The sequence below is a fragment of the Edaphobacter lichenicola genome, from assembly GCF_014201315.1.
Classification (GTDB): domain Bacteria; phylum Acidobacteriota; class Terriglobia; order Terriglobales; family Acidobacteriaceae; genus Edaphobacter; species Edaphobacter lichenicola_B.
In genome coordinates, this window is record NZ_JACHDY010000002.1 from 441,985 (window position 1) to 467,602 (window position 25,618).

Annotated in this window: 25 protein-coding genes; 3 read left to right on the forward strand and 22 right to left on the reverse strand. The window is 58.0% G+C overall.

What is annotated here, in order from left to right:
- Positions 1-2 precede the first annotated feature (2 nt).
- The 18 genes from HDF09_RS08115 to efp all read right to left on the reverse strand — a co-directional run bounded on the left by HDF09_RS08115 (position 3) and on the right by efp (position 15,988).
- Positions 3-239 (reverse strand): Uxx-star family glutaredoxin-like (seleno)protein, encoded by a 237-nt coding sequence (locus tag HDF09_RS08115; RefSeq protein ID WP_183764466.1) that lies wholly within the window; start codon positions 237-239, stop codon positions 3-5.
- Positions 226-1,410 (reverse strand): SIS domain-containing protein, encoded by a 1,185-nt coding sequence (locus HDF09_RS08120; RefSeq protein ID WP_183764469.1) that lies wholly within the window; start codon positions 1,408-1,410, stop codon positions 226-228. Before HDF09_RS08120 ends, HDF09_RS08115 begins: the two co-directional genes overlap by 14 nt.
- An 8-nt stretch (positions 1,411-1,418) precedes the next feature.
- A complete protein-coding gene (gene hypE, locus HDF09_RS08125) occupies positions 1,419-2,411 on the reverse strand; it encodes a hydrogenase expression/formation protein HypE (protein WP_260181020.1) in 993 nt (330 codons plus the stop codon).
- A gap of 62 nt (positions 2,412-2,473) precedes the next feature.
- Positions 2,474-3,601, reverse strand: coding sequence for a hydrogenase formation protein HypD (hypD, locus tag HDF09_RS08130; RefSeq protein WP_183764475.1), 1,128 nt, complete (start codon positions 3,599-3,601; stop codon positions 2,474-2,476).
- Positions 3,602-3,612: 11 nt separating this feature from the next.
- A complete protein-coding gene (locus HDF09_RS08135; protein ID WP_183764478.1) occupies positions 3,613-3,933 on the reverse strand; it encodes a HypC/HybG/HupF family hydrogenase formation chaperone in 321 nt (106 codons plus the stop codon).
- 52 nt (positions 3,934-3,985) lie between these two features.
- Positions 3,986-4,558: a YceI family protein gene (locus HDF09_RS08140; RefSeq protein ID WP_183764482.1), complete on the reverse strand. Its 573-nt coding sequence runs from the start codon at positions 4,556-4,558 to the stop codon at positions 3,986-3,988.
- A gap of 46 nt (positions 4,559-4,604) precedes the next feature.
- Positions 4,605-4,820, reverse strand: a complete 216-nt coding sequence (locus HDF09_RS08145; RefSeq protein ID WP_183764484.1) for a DUF6893 family small protein — start codon at positions 4,818-4,820, stop codon at positions 4,605-4,607.
- A gap of 41 nt (positions 4,821-4,861) precedes the next feature.
- Positions 4,862-5,683, reverse strand: coding sequence for a hydrogenase maturation protease (locus tag HDF09_RS08150; protein WP_221270072.1), 822 nt, complete (start codon positions 5,681-5,683; stop codon positions 4,862-4,864).
- Positions 5,680-6,735 (reverse strand): hypothetical protein, encoded by a 1,056-nt coding sequence (locus HDF09_RS08155; protein WP_183764486.1) that lies wholly within the window; start codon positions 6,733-6,735, stop codon positions 5,680-5,682. Before HDF09_RS08155 ends, HDF09_RS08150 begins: the two co-directional genes overlap by 4 nt.
- The gene (locus HDF09_RS08160; protein ID WP_183764488.1) at positions 6,732-7,382 is read right to left on the reverse strand and encodes a DUF6084 family protein; all 651 of its coding nucleotides are present in this window, start codon (positions 7,380-7,382) and stop codon (positions 6,732-6,734) included. Before HDF09_RS08160 ends, HDF09_RS08155 begins: the two co-directional genes overlap by 4 nt.
- Positions 7,375-8,046, reverse strand: a complete 672-nt coding sequence (locus tag HDF09_RS08165) for a DUF5947 family protein (RefSeq protein ID WP_183764491.1) — start codon at positions 8,044-8,046, stop codon at positions 7,375-7,377. The genes HDF09_RS08160 and HDF09_RS08165 overlap by 8 nt, the downstream gene beginning before the upstream one ends.
- Before the next feature lie 33 nt (positions 8,047-8,079).
- Positions 8,080-8,673: a NifU family protein gene (locus HDF09_RS08170; protein WP_183764493.1), complete on the reverse strand. Its 594-nt coding sequence runs from the start codon at positions 8,671-8,673 to the stop codon at positions 8,080-8,082.
- 37 nt (positions 8,674-8,710) lie between these two features.
- Positions 8,711-10,507, reverse strand: coding sequence for a nickel-dependent hydrogenase large subunit (locus HDF09_RS08175; protein ID WP_183764496.1), 1,797 nt, complete (start codon positions 10,505-10,507; stop codon positions 8,711-8,713).
- A gap of 21 nt (positions 10,508-10,528) precedes the next feature.
- Positions 10,529-11,593, reverse strand: a complete 1,065-nt coding sequence (locus HDF09_RS08180; RefSeq protein ID WP_183764498.1) for an NADH-quinone oxidoreductase subunit B family protein — start codon at positions 11,591-11,593, stop codon at positions 10,529-10,531.
- A gap of 346 nt (positions 11,594-11,939) precedes the next feature.
- Complete coding sequence (locus HDF09_RS08185; protein ID WP_183764501.1) at positions 11,940-12,629, reverse strand: response regulator; 690 nt, start codon at positions 12,627-12,629, stop codon at positions 11,940-11,942.
- Between the two features lie 3 nt (positions 12,630-12,632).
- Positions 12,633-14,225 carry a PAS domain-containing sensor histidine kinase gene (locus HDF09_RS08190; protein WP_183764503.1) on the reverse strand — a complete coding sequence of 531 codons (1,593 nt, stop codon included), beginning with the start codon at positions 14,223-14,225 and terminating at the stop codon, positions 12,633-12,635.
- Between the two features lie 31 nt (positions 14,226-14,256).
- Positions 14,257-15,282: an NADH-quinone oxidoreductase subunit B family protein gene (locus tag HDF09_RS21095; protein WP_183764508.1), complete on the reverse strand. Its 1,026-nt coding sequence runs from the start codon at positions 15,280-15,282 to the stop codon at positions 14,257-14,259.
- 130 nt (positions 15,283-15,412) lie between these two features.
- Positions 15,413-15,988 (reverse strand): elongation factor P, encoded by a 576-nt coding sequence (efp, locus tag HDF09_RS08200; RefSeq protein WP_183764511.1) that lies wholly within the window; start codon positions 15,986-15,988, stop codon positions 15,413-15,415.
- Between the two features lie 131 nt (positions 15,989-16,119).
- Here efp and HDF09_RS08205 point away from each other — a divergent pair, with 131 nt between their 5' ends.
- Positions 16,120-17,142, forward strand: coding sequence for a 2-hydroxyacid dehydrogenase (locus HDF09_RS08205; RefSeq protein WP_260181021.1), 1,023 nt, complete (start codon positions 16,120-16,122; stop codon positions 17,140-17,142).
- Positions 17,143-17,288: 146 nt separating this feature from the next.
- Here HDF09_RS08205 and HDF09_RS08210 read toward each other — a convergent pair whose 3' ends face one another.
- The 3 genes from HDF09_RS08210 to HDF09_RS08220 form a co-directional block, all read right to left on the reverse strand.
- Entirely contained in the window at positions 17,289-17,645 is a 357-nt protein-coding gene (locus HDF09_RS08210) for a hypothetical protein (RefSeq protein ID WP_183764514.1), read from the reverse strand.
- A 208-nt stretch (positions 17,646-17,853) separates the two neighbouring features.
- Positions 17,854-19,302 carry a sodium:solute symporter family protein gene (locus HDF09_RS08215; protein ID WP_183764515.1) on the reverse strand — a complete coding sequence of 483 codons (1,449 nt, stop codon included), beginning with the start codon at positions 19,300-19,302 and terminating at the stop codon, positions 17,854-17,856.
- A gap of 88 nt (positions 19,303-19,390) precedes the next feature.
- A complete protein-coding gene (locus HDF09_RS08220; RefSeq protein WP_183764516.1) occupies positions 19,391-21,442 on the reverse strand; it encodes a M13 family metallopeptidase in 2,052 nt (683 codons plus the stop codon).
- 137 nt (positions 21,443-21,579) lie between these two features.
- Here HDF09_RS08220 and HDF09_RS08225 point away from each other — a divergent pair, with 137 nt between their 5' ends.
- Positions 21,580-23,463 carry a M61 family metallopeptidase gene (locus HDF09_RS08225; protein ID WP_260181022.1) on the forward strand — a complete coding sequence of 628 codons (1,884 nt, stop codon included), beginning with the start codon at positions 21,580-21,582 and terminating at the stop codon, positions 23,461-23,463.
- A 12-nt stretch (positions 23,464-23,475) separates the two neighbouring features.
- Here HDF09_RS08225 and HDF09_RS08230 read toward each other — a convergent pair whose 3' ends face one another.
- Positions 23,476-24,678, reverse strand: a complete 1,203-nt coding sequence (locus HDF09_RS08230; protein ID WP_260181023.1) for a YihY/virulence factor BrkB family protein — start codon at positions 24,676-24,678, stop codon at positions 23,476-23,478.
- A 19-nt stretch (positions 24,679-24,697) separates the two neighbouring features.
- On the opposite strand from HDF09_RS08230, the gene HDF09_RS08235 reads away from it, so the two are divergent.
- Positions 24,698-25,615, forward strand: coding sequence for an MBL fold metallo-hydrolase (locus HDF09_RS08235; RefSeq protein ID WP_260181024.1), 918 nt, complete (start codon positions 24,698-24,700; stop codon positions 25,613-25,615).
- Positions 25,616-25,618 lie beyond the last annotated feature (3 nt).

Genomic DNA, 25,618 nt, shown 5'->3' on the forward strand with positions numbered 1-25,618 from the left:
CGCTAATCCGACCCCACGATGCAGCCCCTGCCTTGCCAGCCCACCTGGATGACCTTGCCGTCTTCCACCAGCACAGGCACCGTGCGTACGCTGCTGTCGAGTGCATTCATGCGGGCGCGCGCTTCGGAGTCTGCCTCGACGTCGTACTCCGTGAAGTCGCGTCTGGTCCACTCCAGCCACTCACGCAACTCCTGGGTGTAGGGGCATCGAGCGCTTCCATAGAGCTCAAGCATGGCCATGGCGCAGCACCTCCAACGTCTCGCGCAGCACGTGATAGGCGGAGGCCTGCACCTCTTGAATGCGCGGAATATAGTCACTGCGAACAATGATCGGATGGTCTACCAGACCTCGGCGATAGATCTCTCCCCCGTCGTTGCCCAGCAGAGCAACCGTCAGCAGGTTGCGCTTGCGGGCCTCTTCCAGGGCCATCACGATATTGCGCGAGCCGCCGCTGGTGGAGATTCCGATCGCCACATCCTGCGGTTTCGCGTGCGCCAGGAGTTGGCGCAGGAAGATCACTTCAACGCCCACGTCGTTGGCCAGCGCGGTGATGTTGGCTGGCTCCATGGAAAGCGAGATTGCTGGGATGGTCTCGTATCCGGCTGGAGGAAGAACACAGTCCATCGCCCAATCGTTCGCGTCGGTTGCGGAGCCGCCGTTGCCAAAGAGAATCAACTTTCCGCCACGCAGCAGGCGCTCTCGTATGGCAAGGGCCGCCGCGCCGATTTGTTCGGATTGTTCTGTGGCGAGACGGGTACGCAACCGCGTATCGTCACGCACTTTCATCTGGATGGAAGCCGCGACATCCTCGACGATGCCGGCAGTCTCCTGCTTCTTCTGACCGAGGAAAGGATAGAGAAACTCTGCTTGACCCACGTCCTGACCGAGTTCGCGATGTTCTAAGAAAACGTGAACCGTCTCCCATAGCGTGTGATAAAAAATCTCGACCAGTTCCTGATGAATGAACGGGTCTTGGGTCACCGCCTTCAGCGCGTAGGATCCGCTTGGGCCGGGCAACGCGAAGGTCATTGCTCCTCGCGCCTCTGCCGACTCCAAAGCCGCCCACACCTCAGGATCTCCTTCCGGCGGACCGAAGCCCATGACAATATCTTCCGGGCGAAGAATGGCATCGAGCCATGGGCGCAGGAGCGAGGAGAGATCGAGCGCAGGCAGAGCGCGTTTGCCAACGATCACAGGATGAACGAACTCGACGGAGACGTGTTGGGCGTCGGTAGAGTAGGGTCCGCGTCCAAATGCCAGCAACCGCCCTCCCTTCAGGAAACGTTCCGACATCTCGCGGCAGGCGATAGCCAGCGTTCGGGCCTGCTGCGAAAAGAAGTCTTCCAGGATCTCGTTGCGCAGGAGCAACCGCTCTTCAATGTGTGCTGCGAGATTGACGGCAGTTTGCATACGAGGTCCTAGCAGATCCGCGGCAGAGGATCGCCGACCAACATGTCCACGATCCGACTGCCTCCATAGCGAGTGGTGACCAGAACAGCGTTGGCGGGCTCGACTTGTACCTGCCCGATCATCCGCGCTTCTTCACCGCCTGCGGTCTGCTGCAGCGCGTTCAAGGCGATGTCAGCATACTCCGAAGAGACGATCGCGAGAAACTGGCCTTCGTTGGCGATGTGGAGTGGATCCAATCCGAGCAGTTCGCAGGCGCCACGAACCGCATCGTGCATGGGAATCTCCTCTTCAAGCAACTCGATCCCCAGGCCACTATCGCGCGCAAGCTCGTTGAGAGCGGTAGCTACGCCGCCACGCGTTGGGTCGCGCATCCATCGAATTCCGGGGCCGCACTCGGCTGCGAGCGCTTCAACCAGCGGCAGCACCGACCGTGTGTCGGAACACAGATCTGCTTCGAAATCGAGATCGCCGCGAGCCAGAAGAATCGTGATCCCGTGATCGCCGATCGGACCGGACAAAAGGATCTTGTCGCCTGGACGCACCGAACGCGCATCGACTTTGATACCAGGCAACGGGGTGCCGATCCCCGCAGTTGTGATGTACATACCGTCAGCTTTGCCGCGTTCGACAACCTTGGTGTCTCCACCGGCTATCACGGCTCCTGCCTTCTTCAACGCCTTCGACATGGCGCGGACTTCGGCTTCGAGGACAGAGGCGGCAAGACCTTCTTCGAGAACGAAGGTTACAGTGATGGCAACGCCTTTGGCCCCGGAGACAGCGAGGTCGTTCATCGTACCGTTGATGGCTAGTTCGCCGATTGAGCCACCTGGAAAGCGCAGAGGCTTGACGACAAAACTGTCGGCTGTGAAGGCAATTCGCGTGCCCCCTACTTCAAGATGCGCGGCATCGTTCAGAGGCTCCTGCGAACCTGGATAGAGAAGCGGCGCAAACAGACCTTCGACCAGTCTTCGGCTGGCCTTCCCACCGGCTCCGTGCGCCATTTCAATCTGCGGATCGCGAAATCGAACCACAGAGGGCGAACTTGCGGCCGGAGGTTCAATCTTCAGGCCACGGAGCTGATCCTCGTCACCAGCGATTTGCGGTACTCGTAGTTGTAATATGCTGCGCATGAGCCCTCTGACGAAACCATAAGCGCGCCGATCGGATGTTCGGGGGTGCACTCTTTCCCGAACAACTTACACTGCGCCGGTTTCAAAACACCTTTTAGTACTTCGCCGCATTGTGCCGCCTTCGGGTCCGTCACTCGCGTCTCCGGAACGGAGTAACGTAGCTCAGCGTCCCACGCGGCGTACTTCTCGCGAAGGCGTAATGCCGACTGAGAGATAAATCCAAGTCCTCGCCACTCAAAGTACGGCCGCAGCTCGAAGACTTCGGCCATTGCTTTGAGTGCTGCGCGATTGCCCTCCCACGGCACCACGCGCTTGTACTGATTCTCGACTTTGGCCTCGCCCGCCTGCATCTGCCGCAAGAGCATAACAATGGATTGCAGTAGATCCAGAGGCTCGAAGCCCGAGGTCACTACCGGTTTGCCCTCATTCCTGGCGATCCACTCATACGGCCTGCAACCGATCACCGTCGAAACGTGCCCCGGGCCGATGAATCCATCAAGACGCATATCCGGAGAATCGAGAATGGCGCGGATTGCGGGAACGATCGTGACGTGATTGCAGAAGACTGAAAAGTTGTGAATGCCCTCAGCCTTGGCGCTCATCAGCGTAAGAGCAGTGGAGGGAGCCGTTGTCTCAAATCCGATTGCAAAGAAGATGACTTCCTTCTCGGGATATTTTCTAGCCAGTTCTAACGCGTCCGCAGGAGAGTACACGATCCGCACATCGGTGCCGCGGGCCTTGTGCTCCAGTGGGCTGCCATGTGCTCCCGGAACGCGCATCATGTCACCGAAGGCCGCGAAGATGGTGTTGGGCGCTTTGGCGATAGCCAATCCATCGTCGATCCTTCCCATCGGCAGAACACACACAGGACAACCGGGCCCATGGATGAGTTCGATATTCGAAGGCAGAATATCCTTGAGTCCGAAGCGGTAGATGGCATGCGTGTGGCCGCCACACACTTCCATGATGCGGTAGTGCCGCTTGGGATCGGCGAGACGGCGAATCTCTTCAGAGGCTCTAGTGATCAGTTCAGGGTCGCGAAATTCGTCCACATATTGCATGATCAATCTCCCTAAGCGTGATGCTTCCCATTCAATGGGACCGGACCGGCGCGGTCTGCGCTGTCTTCGAAACCATACCCCCGCACCTCCTCCATCACTTGTTCTGCTTCGCCCAACGCTGTCAGCAGGCGCATCTGTTCTGCAGCATCCCGCTCGCTGATTTTGGACATCGCAAATCCGACGTGAATCAAAACCCAATCGCCGATCTTTGGCATGTCGTCTTCGAGCAGACCCAACTGGACCTTGCGGCGAACTCCAGTCACTTCCACGACGCCTACAAGATTCGGACCGGCAATCAGCTCAACAATCTTGCCCGGTATGGCTAGGCACATGGGGTGGCTCCCTTCCCGGACGCATGATTCTCTACCATGAAGGCCATAGTTGTCACTCCTGTTCCCGCGCTACCATCTCGAAGGAGAACTTCAATTCGTCCTTGAGCTTGATCGCTCCTCCCGCTACGGAGACCAGTTTGATCTCGTAGTCGGTTTGCTTCAGTGTGAAATCTCCCGAGGCTCGCAGCATCGTCCCGAAGACAGCGACACGGGCAGTAACCGGCTGCCTGCGTGTGACGCCGTGAAGGGTCAAGCTCCCGTCAAGAGCGGCAGTGTACAGAGATTCTCCCATTCTTGCGATGGAGACTATCGGTGCTTCGTAGACGATCTCGGGATACTTCGCTGTCTCCAGTACCTGCTCATTCATAATTCTCTCGATCTCGCGGCTATCTTTATCGGAGATGTCGTCCTGGACGCTCAGCGAATTGGCTTTGATGTTCAATCGAAGTTCGCTTCCCTGGCGCGCCTCCGGACTGAAGCTCACACTGCCGCTGAAGTTGCGGACGCCGATGGTCGGATTGTGCCCCACCGCAGACAACAGCCCCGTGGCGAAAGCCTGCACCGTGAATCGACTCGCCCTGGCATCGACGACGTAAAGAACAAGCGTGGCTTTTGCCGTTTCCATTGAATTTGTCACCCTGCATGCCCCATCCTGTTTCTGCGCGAGCTTTTTACATTGCCCGCATCTTTAGATACCGTTGAACATCCGGCATCGCTACCTGGGCGAGATTGCCGATTCCTATTTGCGACATATAGCGGCGAATGAATGGGTTGGAGAGTATCAGTCCCGCTCCAAACACAATCATGGCCACACCTCCCAGCATGTAAAGAATTTCCTTGTCGGTGCCTACTCCGTTGGTTGTTGATCCTTCCAGTTCCATTGACATATCGACTCTCCTTTTGCCGCAGCTTCTTTTTCAGGCTGTCCTCAAACGGATTTGCCTTCCAGGATTTTTCTTATCAAGGCCTCAGTCGTCTTCACAGCTTGCTCTACAGCAACCTCAACTGGTTGACTCAGTCCCATTTGGCCTTCGTCTCCCCCCAGTGTTGCCGGCTCGCAACCGATCAACATCACCCGCTTGAGCGGCCCATGCGTTGCGCTCGCCATACGCAAGACGTTCATGGGATGCATGCTATGCGGTTCCAGCAAGTTTCCCGACGGCTCTGCAGCTTCGTTCGGATCCAGTTCGACGACCGAGACCGTCCCCGGTGGTTGTCCGTGCGGGTAAGCGTCGATAAGAATGGTGGTCTCGTAACGGTCCTGTAAGGCATAGACAAGATCCAGGCCACGGATGCCGAAATCAACGACGCGCACTTCTTCAGGTAGCGTGGAGCCCGCGAGTCGTCGCACCACCTCTACTCCAAACCCATCATCCCCAAGAAAGATATTGCCAATACCGGCAATCAGAATTCGAGCTTGCGACGCAGTTTTTCTCTGGCCCTGCTCTTCTTCCGGGAGCGGTTCGATCTCGGTCACTTTGAAGAAAAACCGATGCCCCGGCTGACGCATCATCCCGAGGTCGCGTCCGGGATCGTCTTCGAGAACCACACAGATGTGCTGCTGTCCTTCGTAGTCCTGTTCAATGCTTTCGACCGTCGCTACTTGTCCGCGCAGCGCAAGGTCGAGAATGTCCCCGCCCTCATGGGGATTCAGACGGACGCGATGGCCAGTCCGCACTTCGACGCCCCCAATCATCACATGATCGACCTGCTCCTTCTCTTCAAGGAGACTCCACTCCCAGTGATTCATAGCGCCTCCTCTTTGACCGGAGTCAATCCGCGCAACACGCCATGAAGCTTCCTGAACTGCTCTTCCGGCATTGTCTCGGTGCGCTCCAGAATCTCTCGTGCGCGATCGTCGGATTGCCGCATCTCGCGTTTTTCGTCGTCGGTCAGTGTAAGGATTCGCAGGGAGAGGATCTCGTCGATCTCGGTTGAGTCAAAGAGATTGCCTGCGCTCTCCGGAGCGATCTGCGGATAGTCATAAAGAATAATGGGCGACGAGAGCACCGTCTCCGCCAGATCCCCAACAAGCACTGGCCACGTTCCGATGTTGTTGCAATGAACGGCAATATCTTTGAACTCCGCGGGTGGATCAAGCAGGGAGACGAACTCCCCGTGCTCTACCCCCAGAATGGTATGTGCGGACACCAGCGAGAACGCAAGTGCGTCTTCGCGGTCAGCAGTAGCCAGAGGTTCGAAGAAGGAGAGATTGCGGACGCGAACCGTCACCATGAACACTCCATCACAGCTCAGTGTCGAACCAAACTGCATCGATGCCGTTAGATTCTCCCACTCTCGGACAATCACTCCGACTGCCCTTCCCAGTTCATCATGCAGGTATTCGAAGTTTTTTCCCGCCGGAAACGTCAGATAGAGTGGAGCAAGCGACGAGAGCGACGCAGGGTCCAGCGCCGCGGAGGTGTGTTCCCGTTCAACAGCCTCCTGCCAGGGTTGAAAGACGCGGCCAGCTACTTCGAGACGATCGACTGCATCGAACTCCGGCTCCATGCCCTCAGGCACCTCGTGTCCCAGAGTGCGAAGCTTGCCGATGGAGCGCTTCACTATCTGCAGGAAACGCAGCTTCACGCTGAGCCTCGTGGATGGAGTGGCTTTGATCAGGCACTCGGTCTGCATCATCCACGCCTCTGATCCCTGCTGCGATTCGCTGTAAGCCTGGGGACAAAGCACTCCGAAGTTCCAGCGCCGCTGGTTTTTGACCGAAGACGGCCGGTACGGATACAGCATGTATCCTTCGTACAGCACCGCCTCTGCGATCTTTTCCACCCGGTCCAGATTCACGATTTCACCGTCGCTTCCATGGGGAGAACTTCTTCGAGTGTTTGCTCCCAGCTGGGAATGCCGTGCTGCATCTTGTAGCGATAGAGGCGATCGAAGACATCTCGCCGCAAACTCAGCCAGACCTGATTGGGATAGTAAGAGTCCATCATCTCGCGCCAGATCTTCACGGGGAGTTTGAATCTCGCCTCCTGCTCCCAGGAGATCGGCGCCACCTGCAGCCCACTATCCGGCGGCGCGTAGAAGACTGTGCCACTAAAAAAGATGTTGAGAGGAATGTCCCCCTCCGTGAGCCCTTCGAAGTATTTGGTGGCAGCAACATTGAAGTCGAAGGTGCAGGGGACGTGAAGATCGGCTACCGTGGCTGCGCCCGCGAAAGCAGGAATGACCATATTGAGGTTGGTCCAGTGCAGGCTGCGCAGCGTCTGACTCCACCTGTCTGGCGTTCCGAAGAGGTCGAGCATGCGCTCCTGCTCCTCTGGTGCGTAGCGTCGACGGGTGACTTCGATTTGAATCTGACAACGCAGCGCAATGGTGTGAATCGTCTCATTGACGGCGGCATTCTTTACCTGGAGTTTGAAAGCAAGTGTGGGCGCGGCTGCGAATGGAACAACGCTCGCTCCTTCGATCTGAAAGCTCAGGTCAGGCATTGGCTTCTCCGCCCACTGGGTCTGCCTTCGATCGCAGTTCCAAGAAGAATCGCCCTATCTCTGTCCAGACAGCAGCTCCTCCGGAGAGGCCTCTCCAGTTGGTACGGATCAGGCCCACCAATTTGTAACATTCATCGATCGGAGCGATGTAGTACTCGGCCTGCGCGAGCCCATGAGCATGGCCCACCCGGTTGACCAGCAGGGCTTCGACATCGGGCAGGAGGCGGCTCAATGGCCGATTACCCTCTGCAATCTCATTCCACGCTTCGAGCGGCAGCAGCGACTCGACCGCGCCCGCCGGGCTAGGATAGAGCGCTATGACTCTGCCTTCGATGCTCGAGCGAAAGAAGAACGCCATGTTAATTGGAATGAGCAGGCTCTCCCACTGTCCGTCAGTCATCTCGAAGTCGATCAGGTGCTGAGCACGGCGGGAGACGCGCTTGTACTTTGACTTCTCCATTCCATCGAAGAGCATGGCGCATGCATCGCAGGCACACAGGATCTGCCGCGAAGTCAACTCCACCAGGTGCGGGTGGTCCTGCGCCAGCCCCGCGCTGCATAACTCGCACTGCTCCAGCGGACGCGATGCGGAACGTCGTGCGCGCGTGAACTGACGCAGCGCTCCGAAGGCCTGTTCGAATGGCGGCAGGGTCTCCTCATTCATAGCAAACTCTTTTCGTGATCGTCGAGGGTGCTCTCAATCGACACCATCTCTTTCCAGGGGATTGCCGGTGGCACCTACCCCTGCGAGCCGCTGACCCATTAAGCTTTCCAGTGTGACAAAGCCTGCAGGCGTTGACTCCTCCAGTCCCAGAACTTCCAGCGACGTCACGTCCGGCGCAAACTCATACATCCCATCCTCCACAATCGACCGCAGATCGTTCGTAGAAGATCCGCAGCTGTGGCCCGAAGTCGACAGACGGACACGAACGGCACCTTCGTGCACGCCCTCGAGCTCAACCGTGCAGGAGAGTTTGCGTAGACGAGGACGCATACGCTCTATTGCTTTTTGTACGCGAGTTTCGAACTCGTCCGGATGAAGGGAGTAGAGCAGCAACAGGTTGCCAACGATTGGGTCCTGCCCCATCTTGTCGACGATCCCCGGGGCAAAATTTCCGGCATCGAAGACAATCTCCATCGCCCGCTCCAGGCCTCTCCCATGCACCTCCATAAGAAGCTGCACCAGCTCCCTTCCCGCAACCTTTGCGTCGCTATCCGGCAGCTCGTCAAATTGTGCGATCAACATACCCAACTGCCGGACTTGTTCCTGGAACTCTCCGTCGTTAGCCACACGCCTCCTCCAACTCTCAATCGGTCACACGTACGAACTACGGCTGGTAGCCGAACATCGGCGAGTGGGAGGTCTCAAGTACCTTTCCATTCCCGAGGTACATGTGAACGCCGCAGGGCAGGCAAGGATCGAAGCTGCGCACGGCGCGCATGATATCGATTCCCTTGAACTTGTCCGGGCCATTCTCCTCGAAGATCGGCGTATTCTGCACCGCATCCTCGTAAGGCCCGGGAGTTCCATACATATCGCGCGGGTTGGCATTCCACGGGGTAGGCGGATACGGATGATAGTTGGCGATCTTGTGATTACGGATCACAACGTGGTGCGACAAGACTCCGCGCACCGCTTCGTGGAAGCCGCAACCGATCGCCTCCTCGGGCACCTTGAAGTCGTTCCAGGTCTTCGTGCGGCCGGCATGCAACTCCGCCAGCGCCTGCTCCGCGAAGTGGAGCGCAGACGCGGCAGCATAAGCCTGGAAGTAAGTGCGAGCGCGATCTCGCTCAATCGCATTGCTCCACTTTGGAATCTTCCACTCAAGCTCAACCTCTGGAAGCGATACGGTCTTAGGCAGATAGATCTTGACGCTGTGCCCTGTTGCCTTCACGTAGCCAATATCCACGATGCCGGCCAGCGCGGTTGCCCAGAAGCGTGCGATCGGACCGCCGCCCGTATCGAGTGCAAGGTAGTCTTTTGTCCGCGCGTCGTACCAACGCGGCGACATCACCCACGTGTACTTGTCCTTGAAGTCGCGCTTCTGCGGCCTGGGCAGAGTGCTCTGGTTCCAGGGATGACGCTGATCGACTGGATTGCCCAGAGGATCTTTACTGACGAAGGTCTCGGAGTTCTGCCAGTCGTCATAGTACGAACTCCCCAGCAGAATGCGGATGTTCAGGTTGATGTCCACCAGATCTGTCGTCACAAGTTTTCCATCGACCACTACGCCCGGCGTGACGAACATGCCGCGGCCCCAGTCCGTCATCTTCTGATAGGTGTAGTCGCAGACATCGGGGTTATTGAACGAGCCCCAGCATCCAAGAAGAATCCGCCTGCGGCCCACCTCTTCGTAGCCGGGGAGAGCTTCGTAGAAGAAGTCGAAGAGATCGTCATGGAGCGGCACGACCTTCTTCATGAACTCCACGTACTTCATCAGCCGGACGATATAGTCCGTAAACAGTTGCACCGTAGGCACCGTACCTACACCGCCCGGATACAGGGTGGATGGATGAACGTGACGGCCTTCCATCAGGCAGAACATCTCGCGCGTGTAACGACTCACCTGCAAAGTCTCGCGATAGAACGATCCCGTAAACGGATTAAGGGCCGTCATGATGTCGCCGATGGTGCGGAAGCCGTGCAGCTCTGCATGCGGCGCAGCGGTCTTCGTTGCTTTTTCCCAGACGCCCGGATTGGTCTCTTTCACCATCTTCTCGCAGAAGTCCACGCCGACAAGATTGTCCTGAAAGATGTTGTGGTCGAACATATACTCCGCGGCCTCGCCCAGGTTCACGATCCACTCTGCGATGGCTGGCGGTCGCACCCCGAAGGCCATGTTCTGCGCATACGTCGCGCACGTGGCATGGTTGTCGCCGCAGATGCCGCAGATGCGGCTGGTGATGAAGTGGGCGTCGCGCGGATCTTTGCCCTTCATGAAGATGCTGTAGCCGCGAAAGATGGAGGAGGTGCTGTGACACTCCGCAACCTTGCGTTTGCCAAAGTCGATCTTGGTGAAGATGCCGAGACTGCCGACGATCCGCGTGATCGGATCCCAATTCATCTCTACTAACTGGCTCTTGTCGGCCTCTGCCTCTGTGCGTACAGCGGTAATCGTGCCCATCGTGATCTCTCCTTGGCTTCGTTAGTAGGAATTGGGTTGGTAGCCTGTTGTCAGTTCGGCCCGCGGATGACGCCACTTCGGCTCTTTATTCACGGTGTCATTGGTCATCTTTCGCAGAGCTCGAATCGCCTTGCCGTAAACACCGATCGCGGTGCTCGACAACTTGCCACCAGGGGGCTCATCCATGAATGGCATGAACTTGTCAGGGAAGCCCGGCATGGTGCAGCCGATGCAGATGCCGCCAACATTGGGACAACCGCCGATGCCAGCCATCCACCCGCGTTTGGGCACGTTGCAGTTCACCACAGGCCCCCAGCATCCCAGCTTCACGATGCACTTCGGAGAGCCATAAGACGTAGCAAAATCTCCCTGCTCGTAGTACCCGGCGCGGTCGCATCCCTCATGTACTGTCGTGCCGAAGAGCCAGGTCGGCCGCAGTTGGTCGTCGAGAGGAATCATCGGCGCCAGCCCAGCTACCTGGTAGAGAAGATAGAGAAGTGTCTCCATGAAGTTGTCAGGCTGCACCGGGCATCCGGGAACATTCACGATCGGCAAACCAGCTTTGGACTTCCAATCCCAGCCTAGATAATCGGCCAGTCCCATACAGCCGGTAGGATTGCCCTCCATCGCATGGATGCCGCCGTAGGTCGCGCAGGTGCCACAGGCCACGACAGCAAGCGCCTTGGGCGTCAGGCGGTCGATCCACTCATTCGTAGTGATCGGCTGTCCGGTGTGCGGGTTGGTTCCCAGGGCGGCCCAGTAGCCTTCCTTCTTGATCTTCTCGTTGGGGATCGACCCTTCTATAACCAACACGAACGGCTCGAGTTTTCCCTGCTCCGCCATGTAGAAGTACTTCATAAAGTCATCGCCATTTTCGTAGGCGAGAACTGGATTATGCAGGTGGACTTTGGGCAGGCCGGGAATCGTGCCCAGAACAACATCCTCGACACTAGGCTGCGTAGCTGCGGTGATGGACACTGTGTCTCCGTCACACCCAAGACCAGCGGTGATCCACAGAATATGCAGCTCAGCCACAGCAGGTTTCTTTTGAGTGACTCGGCCGTAAGGAACTGTTTCTTGAGCCATAACCTGGTTCTCCTCTTCGGATACGGGCTGGTCTTGCCTGAAGATTGCAGGTCGCGCTGTGAGACGCAAACCTGAAGTGCAAATCGCCTGAAGGGGAACTCTCCGACGATCGGCGAAGCGTAGCCAGTAGAGAGGTTGTCATGCAGAACCCGCAAGCGGGACTGACCCTATTTCTTTCTCATACTTCTTACTTAGCGTGGGCTAGGGGATTGCCTGATGCCTAATCCGCAAGAACGTTTTCCTATCCGAATAGCATTTTGGATTTGGATATTGAGAAGAAATGACCTAAACGAAAACGCCGCCTAGCCTGACAGAACTAATTCGACGGCTCACCGCTCTCAACCTCTCAATCCGTCTTCTCGTCGATCTTCCACTGAATCGCATGCTGGATCAGCTCTCGCCCACTGTGCAGGCGAAGCTTTTCCTTGAGGTGAGCCTGATAGGTCTCCACCGTCTTGACGCTGAGGTGCAACTCCTCGGCAATCTCACGCGTGCCGCGACCCTCGCCGATCAGGCAGAACACCTCCAACTCGCGATCCGAAAGCGTGGAGATGCGAGAGTGGAGCGCCGCCGGAGAGCCGCCAATGTACTGTTGAAGCATCTTGTTGGCCATGCGATCGCTCAGATACACCTCTCCGCCAAGAATGCGGCGCACGGCAATCAGCACCTTCTCCGTTGCCTCCTGCTTCATGATGTAGCCGTTCGCACGAGCACGCAGGGCACGCTCCGCATAGATAGCCTCATCGTGCATAGAGAGAATCAGTATCGGTAAATCCGGATAGGATGCTCGGATGTTCTTGAGCAAGTCCAACCCATCAGGACCATTGAGCGAGATGTCCACGATCATGATGTCGGGCCTCTTCTGAGAGATGGCCTGCATCGCAGCCTGCGCCTCTTCGGCCTCGCCGCAGACTTCAAGATCTCGCTGCTGGTTGATCAACAGGGCCAGTCCCTGACGCAGAAGGGGATGATCGTCGACTACGAAGACAGTTTTCTTGCCCGCATGCGATTGCTCCGGAATGTTTGTCGCGGCCATAGTTTACCTGCCGGCTTTGAGAGGGAAGATACAGGTCACTGTCGTTCCACGCGGCGGCTCAGGGGCAACCTCAAGCGTTCCGCCGATCATGCCCGCTCGGTAGTTCATGATGTGAAGTCCCATACCATGACTATTGCCACGGATCTCGCCTATGCCACCGCCGTCATCGCTGACCACCAACATGCCGCGTTCGTTCTCAGCGGTCAGGCGAATCAGAATCTTACACGCATGCCCATGCTTGAGAGCATTGTTCACAGCCTCCTGAGCGATATGGTAGAGATGAGTGGCCATCGCGTCGTCGTAGATCAGGACAGCAGGCTCACAGTCGAAACGACAGGATATTCCGAAGATATCCTCTACCTCCGCAGCCCAGAGCTGCAATGCCGACATCAGTCCATGCGCATCGGAGACAACCGGCAGCAGCCCTCTAGCCAGCTCTCGCGTCTTGTGAATCGCTTCGTTCACCAGTCGCACGATCTTGGCCGCATCGCTGGCCTCGGCTACACATTTTTCGGTCAACTTCGCCTCATGCACCTTGGCCATAAAGGCGATGCCCGTCAGATGCTGTCCCAGCCCATCGTGCAGATCCTGCCCGATGCGTCGTTGCTCTCTTGAGCTGATATTCAGCAGGGCTTTCTCCAATTGCTCACGTTCGGTGATATCGATTCCTGTGGCGATGATGTAGTTGGGAGTCCCATTGTTACCCGGCAACATGGTGCTTGACCAGGCGATGAGTCTCTTCGTCCCATGCCGCGTGACCCAATAGCTTTGATAGTCTTCCGGCAGCAGATCCGCGCTCAGCTGCGAGAAGATTGACTTGAAGCGTTCCACCTCTTCAGGCACGAGAAAAAAATCCCAGATGCGTTTGCCGCGAACCTCCTCCAGCGAATATCCGGTCGTCAGCTCACAGGCTCGATTGAATCGCGTAATGCGCCCCTCGGGATCGAGGACGACCACCAGCGCCCCGACGGTGTCAAGAATGGCAGAGACTACGTTGCGCTCCTGGTGCAGCGCCTCCTCCGTATGCTTCAGATCGGAGATATCAAAGGCGACGCCATGGATGAACCATGGCTGTCCGTCTGGCCGGCGCATCATCTTCGCGTCGCAGTGGAACCAGATCACATGCCCGTCCCGCGCGACCACACGATAGGATGACCGCAGCGGCTTGCCGGAGAGAAACATGCCAGCGGCCTCCAGGCTCCAGCGCTGCTTGTCGTCCGGATGAATGTGTTCATACCAACGGATAGGATCTTCCAGCCACTCGTCTCGTGAGTACCCAAGCGACTCCTCAATCTGTGGGCTGACGTAGGCCTCGCTGATGCCGCGATCCAGATAGACCATAAAGACCACTGCAGGAATCTGTTCCAACAGAGCGCGGTATTTCGCTTCGAGGCTCGAAGTGTGAGCCTCGGGATTCTGTGTTGATGTGGCTCCCTTTGGCTGCTCGCTCTCGGAGGGTGAAGTTTGTATGCTGCCCCCGAACAGATTAGCCAACTCGAGCAGAACCGCCTCCGCCTCGCTCAGGTCTGGCAGCAGCGCGATCTCTTCAACGCCAGCCCTTCGGTCTTCCCAGTCGGCTTGTGCAAGTGAAGCCATTCTTCGCTCCGTTCCGCAGGGCGCTTGGTTGTCAGTGTTGGCCCGGTGAAGTACCTTGCTGCCGCCAGCTCGGCACCTTGTTCAGCGATGCCTGAGTGAATTTACGCAGCGCATGAATCGCCCGTCCATAGGTCTGTACGGCTGCTGAAGAGAGAAGCGATCCGGGCGGCTGGTCCATAAATGGCATAAATTTATCCGGAAATCCTGGCATCGTGCACCCGATGCAGATGCCTCCCACATTGGGGCAGCCGCCAATCCCGCTCATCCATCCGCGCTTGCCGACGTTGCACTGAACCACCGGCCCCCAGCAACCCAGCTTTACGATGCACAACGGTGAGCCGTACTGCTCAGCAAATTGCGCCTGCTCATAGTACCCGCCCCGATCGCAACCTTCATGCACCGTGTTGCCAAACAGCCAGGTGGGGCGCAACTGCTCATCGAGGGGAATTATAGGGGCATGGCCAGTAGCCATGTAAAGCAGATACAGCAGAGTCTCCATAAAGTTGTCCGGCTGGACAGGACAGCCCGGAACACAGACGATCGGGACTGCAGCCTTGGATTTCCACTGCCATCCCAGATAGTCAGGAAGCCCCATGCACCCGGTTGGATTGCCCGCCATCGCATGAATTCCCCCGTAGGTCGCGCAGGTTCCTACCGCAATCACCGCCCAGGCATGGGGAGCCAGCCGGTCGATCCACTCGCACGTTGTAATTGGCTGCCCAGTCGTCGCGTCGGTGCCCAGCGACGCCCAGTACCCCTCCGGCTTATTCTTCTCATTCGGAATCGAGCCTTCAATCACGAGGATGAAGGGCTCCAGCTTGCCCTCTGCGGCAAGGTGGAAACGGCGCAGGAAATCGTCGCCAACCTCAGTGGCCAGAAAAGGGTTATGGAAGTTCACCTTGGGAATCCAGGGGATGCCTCCCAGAACCACATCCTCAATGCTGGGCTGAGTCGCCGCGGTCATCGCGATCGTGTCTCCGTCGCAACCTAACCCCGCTGCGATCCAAAGCACATCGATTTCTTTAATCGGCGGCGAATGCTGATCCCAGCGCTCCACGAATCCCCCTTGGGATTGCGTCCGGCAAGATGTTCCCTAACATCTTGTGCCGAAAGGAGAACTTAGGCAAGTCAGCCGCCCATCAACCTCTTCGAGTGATCCTTTCACTCTCCAACAGCGCTCCGACGAGTCAGGCCCGCCCGGCGAACTCTCGCGTCTCTGTGTTCACCTTGATCTTTTCACCTTCTTTGATGAACAACGGTACGCGAATCTCCACGCCTGTCTCCAGTTTGGCCGGCTTGGTCACGCTTCCACTCGAAGTGTCGCCGCGAACGCCCGGTTCGGTGTAAGTGACAGACAGTTCCACCTGAACCGGCAACTGCAGCCCGATTGGGTTGCCGTTATATTTGTCGATCTGAATCAGAACCCCCTCCACCAGCATGTCGAGCGCGTCCCCTACCATCTCATCGCTGAGGGAGAGAGTCTCAAAGCTCTCCTGGTCCAGAAAGTACGAGCCATCTCCATCGCTGTAGAGATACGATGCCCCAACCGTCTGCAGATCCGGCTCCTTGAACTTGTCGCTGGCCTTGAACGTCTTATCGAAGACTGCGCGTGTAAGCATGTTGCGCATCCTCAGACGAACGAGCGTCTGGCCGCCCCGAGCCGTCGGAGTCGAGATCTCCGCCTCCAGGCAGCAGAACGGAACGTTTTCAAACTCGAAGAACATCTTGCGTTTCACGTCGATGGCGTCGATTAGTACAGCCATAATTTCCTCAAATATCTATCGAAAGGGGAGATCCTGCAGCGGGGCTTATGCCTTTTTGAAGGTGCCCCTAGGATAACAGGGCATGCATCGCCCAGCGTCAAACTCACACCCGCCCTACAAGGCCGCGTCTTTTGCCTCAGCCCGTCTTTCTCTCCGGCCTGACCTTCAGGCACACTGATGGAATGGTGCGTGTCGGCGTCGATGAGAACCTTGCTCCGCAGTTGCTTGTAGATCTTCCGCGCGAAGTAGAGATTGTGCGGATTCCCCGCAAACCATCGTCGACTCTGGAAGTCGACTTCTGGATTCTTGTCTTCGCGCGTAAAGATGCCCAGCAGACCTTCTCCCATCTGCGCGGCGTAAAGGTCGTGCAATCGATGATGGCGGGCGTGGACTGGATTGCGCCGTGGCTGCCAAAAGAGATCGTGCTCTGCGATGGGCGCGGAGTTCACGACGTGTCGGCCTCGGAGTGGGTCCTGACCGCGATTCTCACGTCCCTGAAGCGATTTCCGCGCTATCGCGACTCGCAGCTACGTCAGGAGTGGAAAGGTCAGGCTTCCGTAATGGACGGATTTTTGAGCGAAGGCGGCGCCCAGGTAGGACAGTACCAGGTCCTCGGAGACGACCTCGCCGGAAAGACCGTGCTGATCGTCGGTTACGGCTCGATCGGTGCGGCGATTGAGGCTCGTCTGAGACCGTTCGACGTAAAGATCATGCGCGTCGCTCGCAGCCCCCGCAAAGAGCCGGAGATCTTCGCCGTTACGGAGTTGCGCCGTCTCCTGCCGCAGGCCGACGTGGTGGTGCTCATCGTGCCTCTCACCCCGGAGACGCATCGGTTGATTGGAGCAACAGAGATTGGTCTGATGAAGCGCGGCGCTCTTCTCGTCAACGCCGCGCGAGGCCCCGTCGTGGTGACGGACGCTTTAGTGGAGGCGCTCGAAAAGCATCGGGTGCGGGCAGTTCTCGACGTGACGGACCCGGAGCCCCTCCCGGCAGGCCACCCTCTCTGGTCGGCGCCAAACTGCATGATTACGCCGCATGTAGGCGGCTCCACCCCCGAGTTCATCCATCGAGCGTTCCGCTTCGGAGCACAGCAGGTAAGACGTTTTCTGGCCGGCGAGGAGTTGGAAAACATCGTAACCGGGGCTGGCTACTAACCTCCGCTCCCGAATGCCGGCCGCAACTTTAACGATCAAGGAAGGCGCTGGACTGCCACACGCCTTGAGGTGGGTAAGCAGACCAGCAGGATGGAGTTGGAAGCAAAGCTAAGAAGTCCGAGAAGAACCCGGTTTGACTGGCAAGGCTAACGTCTTCGTCCAACCTGAAGCTCGTCTACATCGTCATCATCTTCGTCTTCTTCTTCGTCGTCGTCCTCATCATCCTCGTCATCGTCTTCGTACTCGTCATCCTCATCTTCATCCTCATCTTCTTCGTCATCATCCTCGTACTCATCCTCCTCTTCGTTGTCTTCCTCTTCGTCGTCATCATCGTCCTCGAACTCGTCATCCTCGTCGAGCGCTTTCTTTGCGACGCTTAGGGACTCGGACGTGGAGTACCGTTCGGCCGTATCAAGGGGGCTGTCTTCAAAGGCGGCAATGAAATCCAGACCCAGGGGGAAAAAGGTTGCGTTGAAGTCGAAGGTTAGGGTCTCAAGTGCCATAAAAATCTCCTGTTGAAAATGTGTACTGGGATAGGATGCAGCAGACTGAAAAAAGTGAGTGTGAAAATTCACTTTTCGGTGAATTTGAAGTTGAGTGGAATCTGGCTCTTCTATCGAGACAGGGCTTGATGGAAGGAACTGCGTTTTAGCTGGAAGTCTAGGAATAAGTATCGATCACCGTCATTAATAGACCGCAAACGAACCGCCGTCAGGCCTCGGAGAAGGGTTGGAGCTGCTTCTCCGTCGGTGGGCTCGTCAACAGGCTGACAGCGATCAGACACAGCAGCGAGGCGACCAGCGCCGGAAGAATCGCGTCCCGTTCGCTGACCACCGCCGGAAGGTGCGTGTGGACGAAGCCCGTATCCCAGAAGACCGTAACGAAGGTGCCCACTGCAATACTGGCCACCGCACCCGCTGCCGTCGCGCGTCTCCAGTAGAAGGTGGCCAGGATGACCGGCGTCAGAGCCGCGCCATAGATTGTGTAGGCGTAGAGCGACTTCTTCAGTACCGACTCGATATGGAGCGACTGGTAGAGCGCCCACAGACCGAGCAGAACCACCATCAGACGAGAGACGGCGAGAGTCTTTGTGTTCGAAGCCTGCGGATTGATATAGCGGAGGTAGATGTCGTTGACCAGGTTGGTCGACGGCGAAAAGAGCCAGTTGTTCGCCGTGGAGATAATCTTCGCGAAGATGGCTCCCATCAGCAGCGCCCCCAGCAGGCGAAGCGGCGCCGAACCGGAGAAACCGTGGAGCCCAAGGTAAGCAAGAATCTCGCGGGGGCGCGCATGAACCTCCCCGCTGGCAAAAAGACTCGAGCCGGTGACCGCGAGCGCGACGATAACAGTCTCCAGGACGACGGTGCCGATAATCCAGCCCACAACCGCACGCGTGGCATCCTTCTCCGACTTGGCAGAGAAAAACTTCTGATACATCGACTGATTCCCAAGCAGCAGCAGGCAGGTGGGAAGGAACAGTTCAAGCCCCTGAATAAACGTCAGGTCTCCCAGCACCTGAAAGTGTGTGGCAGGAAGGCTTGCATGGATCGCCGACCAACCACCCGCGTGATGCACGAGGATAGGTAACGCGATAAGCATCGTAAAGGTAGCGAGAAGGCCGATCGCAACATCCATATACGCGACCGAAGCCATACCGGCAATCGCAGTAAAGACGATGACGAACGCAGCAATAATGTACTTCCCAAAGTCGGGGGTAATCAGGTCCGGAAAGATCAGGTGCAGAATATCGCCGCCGCCAACAAACTGGTAGCTGGTCACAGCGGTATAGCAGAAGAGAATCGCAATGACCCCAAGAACCCGGGCCGCCTGGTTATACCGAGCCTCCAGCAGATCGGGAATGGTGAACTGTGCGAACTTTCTGGCGCGTGGCGCGATGAAGTAGATCAGCAGCAGGCCCGCCCAGCCGCCGCCGCCTTGCCAAAGCGCCGCGAACCCGTGTTTATAGGCATTCTCCGCCCCACCGAGCAGCGACCCCGAGCCGATCCAGCTCGACAACAACGTAAAGACCAGCACGAAGGCGGGCAACGAGCGGCCCGCCACAAGGTAGTCAGCCTTGGTCTTCACCTTGCCAAGACGCGTGAGCGAAACCGTGAGCAGGGTCACGACAATAACTGATAGAACGATCGCGTAGAGATTCATTAGGTTAGGTCAGTGTACTGTCTGGCAGCCAATTCCCGCACCGTGGCCTCGCATTAGCCATCGCGAAGCCATCGGCGACAGGAAGCTCCTACCAGACCCTGCAGGTAGGCGCGTGCACCATAGGCTGGCCGGCCTTACAACTGAAGGCCTTCTGAAACTCAGGCATATTCGAGACCACGCCGTTGATGCGCGCATACCCAGGCGAGTGGGGGTCGGTGATCGCACGAACCCGCAGTACCTCCGGGCGCTCGTTCTCGCAAGCCCATTGCGCCATACCAACAAAGAACCGCTGATCCGAAGTAAATCCGTCCACGCTCGCTAGTTGTTGCGCGGCTGTCTGTTTCTTCCACGCAATATAAGCGAGCAGCGTCCCGCCCAGGTCGGCCACGTCTTCGCCGCTGGTCAGCTTCGAGTTGATGTGAATATCGTCCACAACGATGTACTGTGCGTACTGATCGCGAATGCAGTTGATGCGATCCTCAAAGCCCTTGGCATCGGCAGGCGTCCACCAGTCGCGAAGATTCCCCTTGTCGTCGAACTGCCGCCCCTCGTCATCGAAGGCGTGCGTGAGTTCGTGGCCAATCGTCGCGCCGGTGTTCCCATAGTTCGGTGCATCATCCAGCTTCGTATCGTAGAGCGGCGGCTGCAGAACGCCCGCAGGAAAATTGATATCGTTCATCTGCGGGTTGAAGTAGGCATTGACGGTCGGCGGCGTCATGCCCCACTCGTTCAGGTCCACCGGCTTGCCCAGCTTGTGCCATTGGCGTGCGTCTTCGAAGCGATAGGAGCGCACGACATTGCCAACGTAGTCGTCGGGCTTTATCTCGAGCGTAGTGTAGTCGCGCCACTGGTCCGGGTATCCGATCTTATTGCGAATCACGTGCAGCTTGCGCAGAGCCTCCTGTTTGGTTGCGGGGCTCATCCAGTCCAGGTTCTCGATCTCCTGCTTCATGGCGGTCTCGATCTGCTCCGTCATCAGCTGCGTCTTGGCTTTGGTGTCGGCAGAGAACGTGCGTTTGACGAACTCCTGGCCCAGCGCTTCACCCAGGTCCCGGTCCACTCCACGCGTGCAGGTCTTCCAGCGCGGCGGCATCGCAGGAACACCGCGCAGCGTTGTCGAATAAAAATCAAAGTCGGCCTGCTCCAGCGGGTGAGCAAGGTACGGCGCGGCGGCTGTCAGAAAGTGAAGTCGCAGATACCCGCGAAGCGCCTCGACGGATTCGGTCGAAACCTCCGTCTGCACTGCTTTCATAAACTCCGGCTGCGCGACGTTCAGCTTCGCGACCCCGGGCGCTCCCTGTATCTCAAAGTAGTGAGGCCAATCGAAGGCAGGCGCGATCTTGCTCAGCTCGCCAATTGTCATCATGTGATACGTCTTATGCGGATCGCGTCGGTCCACCCTCGTAAGCGAAGCTTTGGCCAGCGCCGTCTCAACGCGAAGAGTCGCATCCGCGTCGAACTTTGCCTGCTCCGCAGACTCGCCGCCCAGCGTAAGCAGCTTCTGGATGTAGGCAACATACTGCGCGCGCAGCTTCACGCTCTTATCGTCCGTCTTCAGGTAGTAATCGCGATCGGGCAGACCGAGTCCACCTGCTCCAAGCGCCACGATCTCAACCGAAGAGTCAATCGCATCCTGATCCGTGCCGGAGTTGAAGAAAAAACTCCCCTCATACTCATGGTGCAGCGAGCTGATCGCCGCCACCAGCTCGGGCCGTGTCTTCAGGGCATCGATGCGTGCCAGGCCCGGCAGCGCAGGCTTCACGCCAAGTGCATCGATCGCCGAGGTATTCATGCAGGCGGCAAAGTAGTCGCCGACCTTCTGTTGCACAGCGTCGCGATTCGCAGCCTTCGCATCCGCCTCGAGAATCCCCCAGAGAAACTGCTCGTTCTCGTTGCCGAGCTTTGCGTAGACGCTCCAGCCAGACTGGTCCGCGGGGATAGGATTCTTCTTCTCCCACCCACCGCAGGAGAACTTATAAAAGTCAGTGCAAGGGTCCGCGCTCCGGTCCAGGCTGGAAAGGTCGAGCGATGGCGAGTAAGGCATCGATTGAAGCGGCTGAACCGCCTGTTGTGCGGGAAGCCGGATCGCGGCGAACAAAAGTGCAGTGGCCGCCAGAGCGACCGAAATCTTCGAGAGCATGAGTTCTCCTGTGTGCACAATCCTAACCTCAAAATCCTCTGTTACGCCAAGTTCCTTCCCCAGAGAAAAGCAGTTCAGATTTCGACGCGTTAGACTTATTCCCGTTACAACAACAGCAGCGCGGAGAGGCGAAACAAATGATGAGTTGGTGGAAGAAGTGTGCCGGAGCAGCTCTGGCCGCAACGGTGAGCACTTTAGTAGCAGGTGCGCAGACCGCGCCGATTACCTTGAGTGTCGATCTGACAGACGCTCCCCGAAAGATCCTTCACGCAACCGAGGTCATGCCGGTGACCGCCGGGCCGCTGACCGTCGTCTATCCCAAGTGGATTCCGGGCGAGCACGGCCCCACCGGCCCCATCGAAAACATGGCCGGATTCTTCATCACCGCCAACGGCCAGCCCGTAAAGTGGGAGCGCGACAAGGTGGATATGTTCGCCTATCACCTCACCGTACCGCAGGGCGTCACGCAGCTTGAGATGAAGATCGACTTCCTTGCCTCCTCCGCTCTCTCGGGATTCTCCGCAGGCGGATCGACCAGCGAAAACCTCGCGCTCCTCAGCTGGAACACGCTGCTGGTCTACCCTGCCGACACCGACGCAAGCCAGGTCATGTTCACTCCATCCGTAAAACTGCCAGGTGGCTGGAACCTCGGAACCGCGTTGGACAAAGATGGCGGCTCAGGCCAGACCTCAACCTTCAAGACCGTCAGCCTCGAGCAACTGATCGACTCCCCCGTCCTCGCCGGCCGCTACTTCCGCGAGATCCCCCTCGCTCCCGAGATCTCGCCGAAGCACTACCTCGACATGGCCGCCGACGGCCCCGAGCAGCTCAACCTTTCGAAGGAGCACATCGCCGACTTCGACAAGCTGGTGCGCGAGACCGGCGCTCTCTATAAGTCCCGCCACTACGGCTCCTATCACTTCCTCGTCACACTTAGCGACGAGGTCGCACACTTCGGCCTTGAGCATCATCAGTCCAGCGACGACCGTGTCATGGCAACTACCTTCACCGACGATCGCGAGTTCGTGCTCGACGGCCTGCTGCTGCCGCACGAGTTCACCCATAGCTGGAACGGCAAGTACCGCCGCCCCGCAGGCCTCGCCACCAGCAACTACCAGAAGCCGATGGAGGGCGACCTCCTCTGGGTCTACGAAGGATTGACTGAGTACCTCGGCGACGTCCTCGCCGCGCGCTGCGGCATCTGGACCCCCGAGCAATACAAGCAGCGGCTCTCCACCATCGCCGCCGAGTACGACAACCGCCCCGGCCGCACCTGGCGCGACATTCAGGACACCGCAACCGCCGCCCAGATTCTCTACTCCACAGGTGGCGGATGGGACAACTGGCGTCTCAGCGTCGACTACTACGACGAGGGCGAACTCGTCTGGCTCGACGTCGACACCACGATTCGCAAGATGACCAACGGCAAAAAAACCATCGACGATTTCGTCGCGAAGTTCCACGGCCTCGGCGGAGACACAGCACCCAAGGTCGTTCCCTATACCTTTGACGATGTTGTCGCAGGCCTCAACAGCGTCGTCGCGAACGACTGGGCAACCTTCCTGCGCACTCGCCTCGATTCAAACTCCTACCACGCGCCGCTCGGCGGCCTCGAAAATGGAGGCTACAAACTCACCTACACCGACAAGCCCAACGCGTGGAGCACGCTCGAAGACCAGCAGTCCGAATCCTTCAACTTCTGGTACTCCATCGGCCTGCACGCAAACAAGGCCGGCAATGTGTCCGATGTCCTCAAGGGTGGAGTCGCCGACAAGAGCGGCATTGGACCAGGGATGAAGATCGTCGCCGTCAACGGTCGCGCCTACACCCCTGATGTGCTCAAGGCCGCGATACACGATGCGAAGGACTCCGGCCCGGCAGCCGAGCTGATCACCTTGAACACTGGCTACTACAAGGTAGTCAAGCTCGACTATCACGAAGGCGAACGTTATCCCACGCTGGAGCGCGTCCCGTCGGTCCCCGATCGACTGAACGATATCCTGAAACCTGCGACGAAGTAAGGTCCGCTTGAATCAAGCTGCAGGCTTCGGAGCACTTGAATCCGGCACTTGCATCGCAGAAGCCGTCGCCGCCGCGAGATCGTTTTGCTCCAGCACGAGCAGACGCTTCGCCGCGGCGGCGGCTTCTATTTCGCTGTTGATCTCAGCCCCCAGCAGCAACATCAGGCCCGTCAGATAAAACCACGTAAGCAGAATAATCACCGCGCCGAGCGAGCCGTAGGTGACCGAATAGTTATTGAAAAGATGAACATACAGTCGTAGACCAATCGAAGCCAGTGCCCACCCTACGATACCGATGGCCGCACCTGGAGTAAGCCAATGCCACTGGCTCCGTTTCACATCCGGCGCGAAGTAATAGATGACCGCAAAGAAGATCGACAGCAGAACAGCGGCGAGCACCCAGCCAAGCCCTCGCACCGTAACCGCCGCCAGCGCCGCCACAAAGTGATCGTAGATCCGTAGATGGGCGAGCCGAGCGAAGAAGTCCGCACCCAGCAGCGAGGCCAGCATCAGTGTAACCAGACCCATCAGCAGAATGGTGACGCCAATCGCGGAGAACCTTGCGGCAAAATACGATCGAGTCTCTTTGACGCGGTAAACAACATTCAATGAATCCTGAATCGCGGAGAACCCGACAGACGCGCTCCATATCGCCGCAACCAGGCCGAAGGTAAGCTTCCCGCTGGTCGCAGCGGCGGTCGTCTGGTTAAAGGTCTCAAGCACCATCCCCATCGCATCGTGCGGCAGAACGATCGAAAGATACCCCAGCAGAGAGTAGTAGATATGCGAGGCGGAACGGGCGGCGAGCCCAAGCAGCGCCGTCGCAGTCACGAGACTGGGAAAGAGCGCGAAGAGGAAGTAAAAACCTAACTCCGCCGCACGTCCGACGAGATTATCGTCAAAGAAAGCATTCCAGGTATGCTTCGCAACCACCCTGACCGGAATCCCCTCAAGATTCCACAGGGAGTGGAGCGGAGAACGCGACACAAGATCCCAGATGCGCCGCTCTACGCGAGTGCCGTGAGCCGGATCGTGTGTTGGTCCCTCGGAAGGAATGGCGGCGCTCCCTTCGCCCTTGATTCGCTCGTTGACGCAACATAACGAGGCGTTTACAACGGGCGTTCTGGCAAGGTAGATGCTGCGCCTGCCCGAAGAGGTAGCCGCTGAAACCTTGTTTTCCACCGGCTCATAGTGCATAACATCACGTCGGAGCATCTATTTATTGGTGAGATGAATGCATAGAACATGGCGAGGCCGGCCGTTTGCGGTGAGAAAGATGGAGCAGCTCTGGCGGTTAGTGCGCGAGAGCCACGAGCAGCCGATGACGGGAACTCCCCGGCCAGTTCAGTTGGTAAAACCAGACGAGCTTGGAGTCACCTTCATCGGGCACTCCTCCTTTCTCCTGCAGGTTCACGGACGAAAGCTGCTCGTTGATCCGGTCTTTTCAAAGCGCCTGATCGTACTCCGCCGGCAACGGCATCCCGGCGTCATGGTCGAGGAGCTCCCCCCCATCGACATCGTCCTTCTAACGCACGCGCACATGGACCATCTCGATATGGCATCCCTCCGCCGCGTCATTCGCGCAACACGCAGGCTGACTGGCCAGACCCCCGAGGTCGTAGTGCCCCGCGGCGTCGAGGATCTGGTCGAACGACTAGGCTTCTCCAAAATCCACGGCCTGGCATGGTGGGAGCTGATCGAGGTGCAGGGCCTCAAAGTTACGATGACTCCCTGCAAGCATTGGGGAGCGAGGATGTTTCGCGACACCCACCGCGGCTACGGCGGATACGTCGTCGAAGGCGGCGGCCAGTCCGTCTATCACTCCGGCGACACCGCCTACTTCGATGGATTCAGCGAGATCGGCGCAAAACTTAAACCCAAAGTCGCCCTCCTTCCCATCGGCGCCTACTTTCCCGACACCTACCGCTCGGTTCACACCAGCCCGGAGGAGGCAGTACGCGGCTTCGTTGAACTGGGCGCAGAGCAAATGGTGCCGATGCACTACGGCACCTTCCGTTTGGGGCGGGAGCCGATGGAGGAGCCCCTGCAAAGGCTCGAAGCAGAAGGGGAACGGTTGGGCATTAAAGGAAAGATAAAAATTCTCGCAGAGGGCGAGACCATGCACCTTTGCCCTGTACCCAGCATCCGATAGGGT